The sequence below is a fragment of the Streptomyces sp. NPDC054863 genome (genome assembly GCF_053610825.1).
In genome coordinates this window covers 1-12535 of sequence record NZ_JBSGZD010000233.1, presented here as the reverse complement: position 1 = coordinate 12535, position 12535 = coordinate 1, and the positions used below count along the sequence as shown (strand labels likewise).

Sequence of the window (12535 nt, the reverse complement as noted above, 5' to 3'; positions counted from 1 at the left end):
CCGAGCTTCGCGAGGAGCCCGGTCAGTACGTCCGGCGACAGGGTGAGGCTCTCGATGCGCGGCACGTTCTCCGCGAGCCGGGCCGTCGCCAGGGCGTGCAGAGTGGCCGGGTCGGCCTCGCCGTGCACCCGCAGCCAGGCCGCCTGTGCCTGGGCGCGGGCCTCGCCGACCTCACGCGCCGCCTCGGCCTCGGCGTGGGCGAGCCGTACCGTACGAGCCGCCTCCGCCTCGGCCTTCACGCCGTCGGCCGACGCCAGCTCCTCCGCCTCGCGGCGGGCGTTGGTGCCGCGCTGGTCGACCAACTGCTCCTCCCTGCGCGCCAGTTCGATCTTGCTGGCGAGCTCGTTCTCGGCGATCGCCCGTTCGCGCTCCACGGCCACGGCCCGCCGCTGGTACGTCGCCCGGTCCGCCTCCTGCTGGATCTGCTCCCGGGCCGGGGTGCGCAGCGCCCGCTCCACGTCCGCCTCGGGACGGATCGCCACCACGCGCACCGCGACGACCTCGATGCCGGTGGCGGGCAGCCGGGGCTCCGCCGCGAGCCCGCCCGCGATCCGCTCCCGCACCGCCGACACGCCGTCCACCAGGGCTTCGGCCAACGGAATGCGGGCCAGGGTGTCCAGCGCGTGCTGCTGCGCCGTCTCGGTGAGCAGCGTCGCCAACTGCTCCAGGGGAGCCCCGCGCCAGGCGCCGGTGTCGGGGTCGACGGAGAAGTCCAGCCGGGCGGCGGCGACCGACGGGTCACTGATCCGGTAGGTCACCGTGGCCTGGAGCGTCACGTCCTGGAAGTCCGCCGTACGGGCGTGGAAGGCCATCGCCAACTCCCGGTCACTGACCGGGACCTCGGAGAGCGCGGCGGTCAGCGACCGGAACCAGAAGCTCAGCCCGGGGCCGTCGTGGACGAGCCTGCCGCGCCTGTGGTGGCGCACGTGGGCGGTGGGCGCGGAACGCAGATGGCGCCAGCCGAGGCGCCGGGTGATGTCGGCCATGGGAAGGGCCCCCTATTTCTCGTCGCTATGACGATAAGCGGATGCGCTCTTATCGTCAAGGCGACGAGATCAGGGGTCCGTCTGGAACGGGACGGGGCCCGCCAGGAGTGAAATGGGGGCCCGCCGAGAGTGGGCCGGGTCAGACGATGCCCTCCGCGATCTCCTCCCGCTCCCGCTTGGTCCCGTACGCCGCCTCCGACGGAGTTCCGTACGACCTGCGGGCCGCGTACCACCAAGCCGTCGCCAGGAGCAGCACCACGGCCAGCGCGATCACCGCGTAGTTCATCGTCTCCCAGTTCACCGGAGCCTTCTGCGGCAACAGGAACAGCACCGTCACCACGGCCACCCACGACACGGCGATCCAGCCGATCGGCTTGCTCCAGCGGCCCAGGTTCCACGGTCCCGGCTCGAAGCGACTCCCCGCCCGCAGACGGAGGAAGATCGGGATGGCGTACGCGGGAGTGATGCCGATGACGTTGATCGCAGTCACCGCTCCGTACGCCGTCGCCGAGTACAGGGACGGCACGGCGATCAGGCAGGCCACGCCGACCGACAGCCACACTGCGGGAACGGGCGTCTGCGTACGGCTGCTGACCCTGCGCCACAGCTTCGATCCCGGCAGCGCGTTGTCACGGCTGAACGCGAACACCATCCGGCTGGCCGCCGCGACCTCCGCGTTGCCGCAGAACAGCTGCGCCACGATCACCACGAGCAGCAGCGCCGTCGCACCGCCCGAACCCAGGGCGTCCAGCAGGATCTGGGCCGGCGGCACCCCGGTCTCGCTCCCCACGGTGCCCGCGTAGTCCTGGATGGCGAAGGTGAGCCCGGCGAGCAGGGCGAAGCCCGCGAGCCACGAAACCCAGATGGCCCGCACGATGCCGCGCGGGGCGGCCACCGAGGCGTTCGAGGTCTCCTCCGACAGGTGGGCGGAGGCGTCGTAGCCGCTGAACGTGTACTGCGCGAGCAGCAGCCCGATGAGCGCCACGTAGAGCGGGCTGTCGATCCCGGTGTCGTTCACGAACTCGGTGAAGACGAACTTCACGGACTGGTGCTGGTCAGGGACGATCACCAGTGCGCCGACGATCACGCTGACGCCGGCGATGTGCCACCACACGCTGATCGAGTTGAGCACGCTGACCAGCCGGACGCCGAACAGGTTCAGCGTCGCGTGCAGCAGCAGGATGCACATGAAGATGAGCATGGTGGAACCGGGCGTCGGCTCGAACCCGAAGCGCAGATTGAGGAACGCACCGGTGAACAGCGCCGCACCGTAGTCGATGCCCGCGATCGCCCCGAGCAGTCCCAGCAGGTTCAACCACCCCGTGTACCAGCCCCACTTGCGGCCACCGAGCCGGTCGGCCATGTAGTAGAGCGCCCCGGACGTCGGGTACGCGCTCGTCACCTCGGCGAGCGCCAGGCCGACGGTCAGCACGAACAGACCGACACCGATCCAGCCCCACATCATCACGGCGGGCCCGCCGGTGAGGAGGCCGAAGCCGTACAGCGTCATACAGCCGGACAGGACCGAGATGACGGAGAAGCTGATGGCGAAGTTGCCGAAGCCGCCCATCCGGCGGGCCAGCACCGGCTGGTAGCCGAGCTCCCGCAGTCGCTGCTCCTCGTCCCGCTGGACGGGTGGCCCTGAACGAGAGCGCTTCGGTGGGGATATGGACACGATTCTTCCTCCGGTGGGGGTGGGCAGGGGGCTGCCTCGGACTGGTCGCTCGACCTGGCCGGGACTCGGCCGACTCGGCCGACTCGGCCAACTTGGCCAACTCGGCTACGGGGGAGGTGCGTTGAGGGAACGGTTGCGGGCCCGCAGGAAGAGCTCCTGGGCCTCGTGCGCGGTGTCGCCGTGATCGTCACGAATGCGGTACGTCCACGGGACGGCGGCGTAGTACGGCCCGAGCGCCTCGAACGCCCGTGCCGCGGAAGCGAATTGATGGGCGCCCCACAAGGCGTGGGCGAGGTGGCTCAGGTCGAGCAGCGAGTACTCGGCGGGATCGGCGAAGTCGAACCACTGGTGCAGCGCGTGCTGCGCGTCACGGATCGCGTCGTCCGTCAGCCAGTGCAGATCGAGGGCCTTGTCCTGGCCCCGCTCGCGGCGGTACCGCTCCATGCGCACGTACAGCGGAAGGACGTGCACGGCCGAGCCCCGAGGTGCGGAACTCACCGCCCAGCGGGTGTAGTTCACCGCTTCGGGCAGGGCGCCGCGCGGGTTCCTCGCGCACACGAACTGCAGCATCCGCTGGTGGGCCTCGCGGTTGTCCGGATCGCGCTTGACGACCTCGTCGAGCAGTCCCCACGGGCCGGGGAACAGCATCGGTCCCGGTGGCGCCACCCGGTGTTCCGCCACCCGCTGCCTGCGGTCGAGCGGCGACAGAGCCAGCAGACACACCCACGGCACCGGATCGTCGGGTGCCTGCTGGGTACAGATCTGGCAGGCCTCCCACGCCTCGTGCCACAGCTTGGTGGTCTGCGGATGTCCCTCGCGGTGCGCCCGGGTGGCCCGCTCCACCGCGACCCGGGTGTGCATCACGGTCGCCGCGACACTGTGCGGCTCCTCCGCCCGCCAGGCGCGCACCGTGTCCGTACCGGCCGCCACCGCGGCCAGCACCTGGGTGCGCCGCGTCCACGCCGCCCAGGTCGCCGTACCGGCCAGCAGGTCACGCATCGCCACCCACCGGCCGGTGCGTAACTCCTGCACGGCAAAACGTAATTCGGCGTCATGACCCGCCGGGTGGTACACCGGGCGGAACTCGTCGCTGGGCATCTCTGGAGGTCCTCGGGTGCGGCGGGGAGTGGGGGGACGAACCGGCAGACCCCGTTCCGCCGCGCACGTGTATCGGGTAACCACTGTGGAACGCCGTGTAGTTGACCATGGATCAGGCATTCCGGTCCAGCTCTTTGCAGCCGGGAATCCCCGTACGGCCGCACACGGGTCGGCCCTTGACTGCGAAGGCGGACCTGAACCACGCTTTCGCCGACGATCGAGGCAGTGATCAAAGCGATGAGGGGTACGGGCATGGGCGTGGCCGGGGCAACCACACGGCGGGCGGGCGCGGACGGCCCGGTGCTCGCCGTCGACCAGGGCACCTCCGGGACCAAGGCCCTGGTGGTGTGCCCCGAGCGAGGCGTGATCGGCACCGGCGAGGCAGCCGTACGGCCCGCGTACCTGCCCGGCGGCCGGGTCGAGCTGGACCCTGCCGCGCTGTACGCGTCGGTCCTGGAGGCCGGCCACCGCGCACTCGCGGCGGCCGGCGAGCCGGTGGCCGCCGTCGGTCTCGCCAATCAGGGCGAGACGGTGCTCGCCTGGGACCCTACGACGGGCGAACCCCTCACCGTGGCGATCGTCTGGCAGGACCGCAGAGCGGCCGACCTCTGCGAAGAACTAGCCACCTCCGCAGACGAGTTGAGGTCACTCACCGGACTGCCCCTCGATCCCTACTTCGCGGCGCCCAAGATGGCGTGGATACGCCGCAGGCTCACCCGGGCCGGTGTGGTCACCACCAGTGACGCCTGGCTCGTCCACCGCCTCACCGGCGCCTTCGTCACCGACGCGTCGACCGCGGGACGCACCCAGCTCCTCGACCTCGACCGGGCGAAGTGGTCACCGGCCGCGCTGGACATCTTCGGGCTCGCCGAGGAACGCCTCCCGGAGGTCGTCGCCTGCGACAGTCAGATCGGCACGACGACGGCCTTCGGCGGCGAACTCCCCCTGACCGGACTGCTGGTGGACCAGCAGGCGGCCCTCCTCGCCCAACGGGCACTGGCGCCCGGATCCGCCAAGTGCACCTACGGAACAGGGGCGTTCCTGCTCGCACAGGCCGGTGCGCGGCCGGTGCGCCCGACTTCAGGACTGGTCGGCTGCGTGGCCTGGCGGCTGCGCGGAGAGACGTCCTACTGCCTCGACGGACAGGTCTACACGGCCGCCTCGGTGGTGCGCTGGCTCACCGACCTGGGCGTCATCGCCGGGGCCCAGGACCTGGACCGGGTGGGTGCGGGCGTCCCCGACGCCGGGGGGGTGACCTTCGTCCCGGCCCTCGCGGGACTGGCCGCGCCGTGGTGGCGACCCGATGCGCGGGGCTCACTCACCGGCCTGGGCCTGGACACGACGGCCGGGCACCTGGTGCGCGCACTGTGCGAGGGGATCGCGGCCCAGGTCGCGGAACTGGCGGACGCGGCGGGTCGCGACCTGGGCACGCCCCTGCCGGAGCTGCGGGTGGACGGCGGGCTGACGAGGTCGGCACTCCTGATGCAGACCCAGGCCGACCTGCTCCAAATCCCTGTCGTCGTGGCCGAGTTGGCGGACGCCACAGCACTGGGCGTGGCGTCGGCGGCCCGGCTCGGTTTGAACCCGCGCCTGTGCCTCCGGGAGGCGCTGCCCCTCCGGGGGAAGCCGTCGGCGGTCTACGAACCGGCGATATCGGCGGCGGAGGCGGCGGACCGGAGGGGGGCGTTTCGGGAGGCGGTGGGTGAGCCCTGAGCGGGACACCCGCCCCCACCGGCGCCAGGCGTGCTGCCCAGGCCCCGGGCCGGTTTTTGCGAGCGGGTGCGTCGTGGCTGGTCGCGCCCACGCGGCGGAGCCGCAAATCGACACTGCCCCGCGCCCCTAGGTATCTCAGCCCGTCCGGCGTTTGAGGACGCGCGGCGCAGCCGTGCACCGGGCGGAGCCCGGGACCCCAGCCCCCACCGGCGCCGGCCGTGAAGCCCCCAGCCCCGCGGCCGGCGGTTCAGGGAAGGGGCGGGGAGGGGCATCGCCCGCCGCAGGCGCAAACACACCCGCACGTACCCCGACCGCGCCACCCACCCGATCCACTCCCAAGGAGCCCCATGCCACCCCCCACCCCCACCCCCTACGACCTCACCATCATCGGCTCAGGCGTCATCGGCACCGCCATCGCCCGCGAGGCATCCCGCCACCCCCACCTCAGGATCGCCCTCCTGGACGCCTCCGACGACGTCGGAAACGGCACCTCCAAAGCCAACACCGCCATCCTCCACACCGGCTTCGACGCCACCCCCGGCACCCTCGAATCCCGCCTCGTCCGCGACGGTCAGCGCCAACTCCTCGCCTACGCCGCCCGGTCCGGCATCCCCGTCGAACGGGTCGGCGCCCTCCTCGTCGCCTGGACCGAAGAGGAGCTGGCCGCACTCCCCGTCCTCGCCGCCAAAGCCGTCCGCAACGGCTACCACGCCACCCGCCCGCTCACCCGCACCGAGCTCTACGCCCGCGAGCCGCACCTCGGCCCCGGCGCCCTCGGGGCGCTCGAAGTGCCGGACGAGAGCATCATCTGCCCGTGGACGACCACCCTCGCCTACGCCACCCAGGCCGTCCGCGCCGGAGTCGACCTGCGCCTGAACACCCGCGTGCACGACATCACCCCCGCCCCCGGAGGCCACCTCCTCCACACCACCCAAGGCCCCCTCCGTACCCGCCACCTCGTCAACGCCGCCGGACTCCACGCCGACGACATCGACCGCCTCCTGGGCATCACCGACTTCACCGTCACCCCGCGCCGCGGCCAGCTCCTGGTCTTCGCGAAACCGTCCCGCGCCCTCGTCCGGCACATCCTGCTGCCCGTTCCCACCGCCCTCGGCAAGGGCGTCCTCGTCACGCCCACCGTCTTCGGCAACGTCCTCCTCGGCCCCACCGCCGAAGACCTGACCGGCCCCGAGGCCAAGACGGCCCCCCACACCACCCCCGAAGGCGTCGCACACCTCCTCGGCCACGGCCGCCGCATCATGCCGGACCTGCTCGACGAGCAGGTGATCACCTCGTACGCGGGCCTGCGCGCGGCCACCGAGTACGACGACTACCGCATCCGTGCCCATCCGGAACTGCACTGCGTCACGGTCGGCGGCATCCGCTCCACAGGCCTCAGCGCCTCGATGGGCATCGCGTCGTACGTCCTCGGACTCCTTCAGGAAACGGGCATCCAACTGGCCGACAATCCCAACGACTTGGAGCCGGTCACGATGCCGAACATCGGCGAGTCCTTCCCCCGCCCCCACCAGCGCGCCGACCTCATCGCCCGCGACCCCGCCTACGGAGACATCGTCTGCGCCTGCGAACAGGTCACCCGGGGCGAGATCCGGGACGCCCTCACCGCCACCGTCCCGGCCCGCTCGCCGGGCGGCCTGCGCCGCCGTACCCGGGTGGAGTCGGGCCACTGCCGGGGAGCGGAGTGCGGCGCGGCGGTCCGCGCCCTCCACGCGCAGTACGCACCCACGAGCTAGGGCACCAGCCCCCGCACGTCCTCCGCCACGAACCGCACGAACCCCTCCGGGTCCGGCTCGTCCGCGGTCGGCTGCAGCACCACCGTGTCCGCGCCCGCGTCCACCAGCTCCCGCACCGCCTTCGCGACAGTCTCCGCGTCCCCGGCCGTCCCGAGTCCGGGGACCGACTCCCGCCCGTCCCGCACCAGTTCGCCGTGCAGCCGGTCCGCCGCGCCCGGGCCGGTCGCCGCGAGGAGGTACACCACCACCTTGTGGTGGCCCTCCTGCGTCCGGCCCGCCGCCGCCCGGCCCTCCTCGATCAGCCGGCGCGCCCGGCGCACCCCGTCGGCCGACACCGAAGCGTCGAGCACCGTGCCGTCCGCGGCCTCGCCCGTCAGCCGCAGCGTGCGCGGCCCGACACCCCCTGCGAACACCGGCGGCGCCTCGGCCGGCGGCCAGTCCAGAGCCACACCGTCCAGCGTCACGTACCTGCCCGCGCTCGTCACCCGCTCGCCCCGCAACAGCGCCCGCATCGCCGTCAGGTACTCACCCAGCAGCGTCAAGGGCGACTCGGGCCTGGCGCCGACCTGGCCCATCCAGTCCTGCACCCCGTGCCCGAAGGCCAGGGACACCCGGCCGGGGAACAGCCGGTACAGCGTGGCGGCCTCCATCGAGGCGAGGGCCACGTTCCGCAGCGGCACCGGCAGCAGGCCCACCCCCACGTGCAGCCGCTCCGTCCACGCCAGCGCGGCCGACGCCGCGGCGACACCGCTCTCCAGGAAGCAGTCCTCCCAGAGCCACAGCTCCTCAAGTCCCGCCGCCTGTGCCGTACGTACCAGAGGACGAAGCCGTTCAGGGGCCAGCTGAGGACGGAACACCGCACCGAGAGTAGTCATGGCCCCCATTCCTACCCGCCGACTCCCGCGACGACAAGGACGGTTGGACCGGACCCCCGCCCCCGGGTCCCTACCGGCAGCGCAACTGCTCGCCGGTCATGGGCGCCCCCTCCACCATGCTCCGGTCGTGCGTCACCTGGGTCACGTCGCGGCCCTCGGAGCCCACCGTCACCCGGAAGACATGCCCGTGACCGGTGACCGGCCGCAGTCGCGCGCCGGGCAGTGCGGCGGCCAGCGTCGAGGCGTAGCGCTCCCAGTGCGGGTCGTACGTGATCACGGTCGGGCCGTCCGCCCTGACGGCCGGCGGCTGTTCCTTCGTCACGTCGAAGCCGTTGCGCCGCAGCGCCTCGGCCACGTCCGGATCGTCCACCCCTACCGGCACGCTGCTCGGGGTCATCTCCACCGGCACGGCCTGCAAGGTGATCTCCGCGGCGAAGGCCCGGTCCTCGCGCATCGCGGTGAACAGCCTGCCGGCCCGCGCCTTGTCCCAGAGCAGGGACGAGCCCCAGTCCGGTGCCCGGTGGTCGAAGGCCGACATCGGTACGGTCGCGAACTCCAGCTGTTCCGGGCGCAGTCCGCGCATCGACCAGCCCAGCGAGAACAGCGTGGCGAGGTCGGTGCCGGTGTCCGTGCGCAGGTGCGGGAGCAGGGTGTGGGCCGTCTCGGCGAGCCGCACCGGATTGCGGAAGGCGTCCGCGTCGGACAGCCGCGTCAGCATGCCGAGCAGCAGCCGCTGCTGGCGGCGCACCCGCCCCAGGTCACCGGGCGGGGCGACCTTGCGGGCCCGTGCGTAGCGCAGTGCCTGCGGGCCGTCGAGCACATGGGTGCCGGGCTCCAGGCGCAGACCGGAGTTGAGGTCCGCCAGGGGCCGGTCGGTGCAGACCTGCGCGCCGCCGAGCCCGTCGACGGCCTCGGCGAAGCCCGAGAAGTCGGTCTCCAGATAGTGGTCGATCCGCAGGCCCGTCACCTGCTCCACGGTCCGCACCGCGAGGTCGGGGCCGCCGTGCCGGAACGCCGCGTTGATCTTCCCGGGGTGCTGCGGATGGTCGTGCGGCGCGAACGGCACATAGGAGTCACGGGGGATGGACACCACGCTCATCCGCTCACCGTCCTCGGCGAGATGCACCAGCATCATCACGTCCGTGCAGTCGCACTCCTGGCCGCCGACGTGCAGCTGCTGGATCCGCTCCCGCGTCATTCCGCGGCGCCGGTCGATGCCGACGACCAGCAGGTTCGTCCCCGGCGCGGCCTCGGCCTCCGGGGACAGGGTGCCGTCGTGCTCGATGGTGTACGAGGCGGGGGCGTCCGCGGTCGCGGGGAAGGGGCCGGCGGCGAGCGAGGCCACCAGCAGTGCGGCGAGTGCGAGACGGCGGCGGCTGGACAGCAAGGGGACCTCCAGGAGTCGATCCGAAGCAGCACGTATATACGCAAACAATGACAAAAGCGGCATGGCTGTCCGGCAGCGTAGCGCAGCCCGCCGGGAAATCGGTTGCGGCCGGGCTGATCATCGGCCTAGCGTCCGCGCCATGCTTCCCGAGGTGAACACCGACGAAGAGTGGGACGCCGTCGTCCCCGACGAGGCGCTCGTGCTGCCCGGAGCGCTGGACCTCTGCTCCCGCCTGGGACTCGCCGGAGCGCCCCTGACCCGCTACTCCGGCGGATCGCAACCCGTCTACGCCGTCGGCGCCGACCACGTGCTCAAGCTGTATCCCGGCGTCGACGCGGAGGACGGCATCCGGGAGGGCCACGTCCTCGGCCACCTCGCGGGCCTGCTCCCGCTCCGCACCCCCGAGGTGCACGGCACCGGTACGTACGCCCACGGCTGGCGGTACGTCCTGATGTCCCAGCTCCCCGGCGAGGACCTGTCGGTCGCCTGGCCGCGGATCCCCGTCGCCGACCGGATGCGTCTGGTGGAGCAGGCGGGCGAAGCGCTCGCGGCCCTGCACGCGCTCGACCCCGCACCGCTCGCCGCGCACCTCGGCCCCGGCGACTGGCACGACTTCCTGGCCCGGCAGCGGGCGGGCGCCGTCGCGCGTCAGCGCAGCCGCGGCCTCCCCGAGGAGTGGGTCGCGCAGATTCCCGCGTTCCTCGACGCGGCGGAGCTGCCCGCAGGACCGCAGCGCGTCCTGCTGCACACCGAGTTCATGCGCCAGCACCTCCTCGTCGACCCGCAATCCTGGCGCCTCACCGGACTCTTCGACTTCGAGCCCGCCATGATCGGCGACCCGGCGTACGACCTGGTCGCCGTCGGACTCTTCGTCACCCGTGGCGAGCCGGGTCTGATGGCTCGCTTCCAGAAGTCGTACGGCCGCACCTTCGACCCGCGCCAACTCCTCGCCTACGCCCTGCTGCACGTCTACTCGAACTTCACCTGGTACTTCCGCGAGCTGCCCGCACCCGCCGAGCAGACATGGGACTCCGTGGCGGAGGCGTGGTTCGCGGCCGACTGATTCCGCCCGGTACCGCTTGTGACACGCCGTACGGACGGGTGTCTTTGTTGACACCCGTCCGCGGCCGGACCGGGGCCCTCCGCCGCGGGCGCCCCCGCGGACACTTTCCACCGGATCCGAAACCATTCGAACGCGGCCGTGGAAGCAGAGAAGGGTCGCGGCAGGCGCTCACGGCGCACGGTGAGGCAGACGAACGGCGCAGGTCGCAGTGGTAAGGGGCAGGACATTTCGAACACCAGGTCCGCAGCAAGGCTGAATCCGGCCAGAACAGATATGCCCCGAACGTCTCTCGGGGGCGCGCACACTATGCGGCGCCGCACGCCGGGCAGGACCCGCCGGGACGGCGTGACCGGACGGGTTCATCCACCACTCCGCCGCGAGGGCAAGGGGTGGACAGGTAAAAAGCCACCCCGGCAGCCCCGTTGGCCCCTCACGTACCACTGACAGCACGGCGAAGGACCGAAATCCGCTCCGGCGCCGGGTCAGGAGAACCGGCGCTCAACTTGAGTCAGCTCGTGAGCAGTTGCATCGTTATTGACGATCGGACATGGGCATATAGGCCCCAGCACAGAGCAGAACACCGCACTGCACGTTGAAACCTGGACTCCAGGGGGATTTCCCATGACAGTTGCCTCGGATCACCGGCTGGTTCAGCAGTTGCCCCACGTTCCCTTCTACTGCCCGGTGCCGGCCGCCGCGCATCCGGCGGCCGGGGTGCTGAACGAGCTGACCGTCGACTGGATGTTCCGACAACACCTCGACGCCGAAGAAGAGCAGCGACGGCGTCTCGCCCTTTGTGACTTCGGCGGACTCACCGCCGCGACCATGCCCTACGGCAGGCTCGCCCCGCTCGCCCTGATGGCGAAGTTCCACGCCGTGCTGTTCTCGCTCGACGACGGCGTCTGCGACGAGGCCCGGCCCACCGCGGGCCAGTTGGCCCGGGAGACCGCCCGAATAATGCGTGCCGTCGAAGCGCCCGGCATCCGGGCGACGGGCGAGTCGCGGCACGCCGCGGCCCTGCGCGAGCTCCGGATCGAACTGGAGACGTACGCCACGCCGCGCCAGTTGCGCCGTTGGGTCGACGCCATGCGTGTCTACACCTCGGGTCTCGTCTGGGAGGCGGAGTGCCGCCGCAGCCCCGGACAGCCCTCCCTGGACGACTACGTCACCCTGTGGATGCGGGCCATCGGCATGGCGCCCTCCACCGCGATGATGGAGATCGTCGCCGGATACTCGGTGCCCGACGAGGACATGGAGGACCCCCGGGTGCGAGCCCTGACCGAGATCACCTGGACCCTCGTCAGCTGGGACAACGACCTGTACTCGCGCAACAAGGAACTGCTGCGCGCCGACGACGACCTCAACCTCGTCGACGTCCTCTGCCACGAACTGGGCTGCGGCCCCGCGCAGGCCCTGGAGCAGGCGGTCGAGATGCGCGACCGCGTGATGGTGCTGTTCCTGCGGCTGCGCGACCAGGTGCTGTGCGAGGGAGGTGCCGAAGTGCGGCGCTACGTCCACGACCTGGGGCAGTTCGTGCGCGGCCACCTCGACTGGGCGGCGCGCTGCCCGCGCTACACGGTCCCGCTGCCCGCCGGTGTCGTCGCGAAGCCGGTGAGCTGGTGGAAGCACCGGCCGGCCGACGACAGCGGGGAGCCGCTGCCGCTGCCGACGATCTCCTGGTGGTGGGACCAACTGGACTCCGGCGGCGCCACCCTGCGGAGCGCGGCGTGAGTCCACCGCGCGGCGCCACCCTGCGAAACGCCGTACGAGCCCACCGCGGGGACGGTCCGACACGCCGGCCCCGCCGCGGCCTCCCGGGCTAGTAGCCGCGCCACCAGGTCGCCAGCCGACGCCACAGCCGCACCGGTGCGGAACCCCGCCGCTGGGCCGGGATCGCGGTCGCCGGAGGAGGAGTCGCGGGCGCCTGGGGCACCGGACCCGGCTGCGGTACGGAGGAGACCGCGGCCGGCGTCGGTCCGGCGGC

9 protein-coding genes are annotated in these 12535 nt (G+C 72.1%); 4 read left to right on the top strand and 5 right to left on the bottom strand.

Annotated features, from left to right (window positions below):
- The 3 genes from ACWGIG_RS29580 to ACWGIG_RS29570 all read right to left on the bottom strand — a co-directional run.
- Positions 1-986: SPFH domain-containing protein (locus ACWGIG_RS29580; protein WP_453324746.1), on the bottom strand; the 986-nt coding region annotated here is incomplete at its 3' end.
- Between the two features lie 139 nt (positions 987-1125).
- Entirely contained in the window at positions 1126-2556 is a 1431-nt protein-coding gene (locus ACWGIG_RS29575; RefSeq protein ID WP_453324748.1) for an amino acid permease, read from the bottom strand.
- A gap of 210 nt (positions 2557-2766) precedes the next feature.
- Complete coding sequence (locus ACWGIG_RS29570; RefSeq protein WP_453324745.1) at positions 2767-3759, bottom strand: hypothetical protein; 993 nt, start codon at positions 3757-3759, stop codon at positions 2767-2769.
- A gap of 252 nt (positions 3760-4011) precedes the next feature.
- Between ACWGIG_RS29570 and ACWGIG_RS29565 the strand changes: the two genes are divergently transcribed.
- Positions 4012-5472, top strand: a complete 1461-nt coding sequence (locus ACWGIG_RS29565; RefSeq protein ID WP_453324747.1) for an FGGY family carbohydrate kinase — start codon at positions 4012-4014, stop codon at positions 5470-5472.
- Between the two features lie 347 nt (positions 5473-5819).
- A complete protein-coding gene (locus ACWGIG_RS29560) occupies positions 5820-7226 on the top strand; it encodes an FAD-dependent oxidoreductase (RefSeq protein ID WP_453324744.1) in 1407 nt (468 codons plus the stop codon).
- Here the strand turns inward: ACWGIG_RS29560 and ACWGIG_RS29555 are convergent.
- Positions 7223-8101: an LLM class flavin-dependent oxidoreductase gene (locus ACWGIG_RS29555; protein ID WP_453324743.1), complete on the bottom strand. Its 879-nt coding sequence runs from the start codon at positions 8099-8101 to the stop codon at positions 7223-7225. The two genes, ACWGIG_RS29560 and ACWGIG_RS29555, sit on opposite strands and share 4 nt — an antisense overlap.
- Before the next feature lie 70 nt (positions 8102-8171).
- Entirely contained in the window at positions 8172-9488 is a 1317-nt protein-coding gene (locus tag ACWGIG_RS29550) for an LCP family protein (protein ID WP_453324742.1), read from the bottom strand.
- A 139-nt stretch (positions 9489-9627) separates the two neighbouring features.
- On the opposite strand from ACWGIG_RS29550, the gene ACWGIG_RS29545 reads away from it, so the two are divergent.
- Entirely contained in the window at positions 9628-10551 is a 924-nt protein-coding gene (locus ACWGIG_RS29545) for a phosphotransferase family protein (RefSeq protein WP_453324741.1), read from the top strand.
- Positions 10552-11172: 621 nt separating this feature from the next.
- Entirely contained in the window at positions 11173-12282 is a 1110-nt protein-coding gene (locus ACWGIG_RS29540) for a terpene synthase family protein (RefSeq protein ID WP_453324740.1), read from the top strand.
- The last annotated feature ends 253 nt before the right edge of the window (positions 12283-12535 follow it).

Coding starts and splice junctions, on each gene's coding strand:
- ACWGIG_RS29575 (WP_453324748.1), bottom strand. CDS start 2,556: ATGGGCGGCTTCGGCAACTTCGCCATCAGCTTCTCCGTCATCTCGGTC.
- ACWGIG_RS29570 (WP_453324745.1), bottom strand. CDS start 3,759: ATGCCCAGCGACGAGTTCCGCCCGGTGTACCACCCGGCGGGTCATGAC.
- ACWGIG_RS29565 (WP_453324747.1), top strand. CDS start 4,012: ATGGGCGTGGCCGGGGCAACCACACGGCGGGCGGGCGCGGACGGCCCG.
- ACWGIG_RS29560 (WP_453324744.1), top strand. CDS start 5,820: ATGCCACCCCCCACCCCCACCCCCTACGACCTCACCATCATCGGCTCA.
- ACWGIG_RS29555 (WP_453324743.1), bottom strand. CDS start 8,101: ATGACTACTCTCGGTGCGGTGTTCCGTCCTCAGCTGGCCCCTGAACGG.
- ACWGIG_RS29545 (WP_453324741.1), top strand. CDS start 9,628: ATGCTTCCCGAGGTGAACACCGACGAAGAGTGGGACGCCGTCGTCCCC.
- ACWGIG_RS29540 (WP_453324740.1), top strand. CDS start 11,173: ATGACAGTTGCCTCGGATCACCGGCTGGTTCAGCAGTTGCCCCACGTT.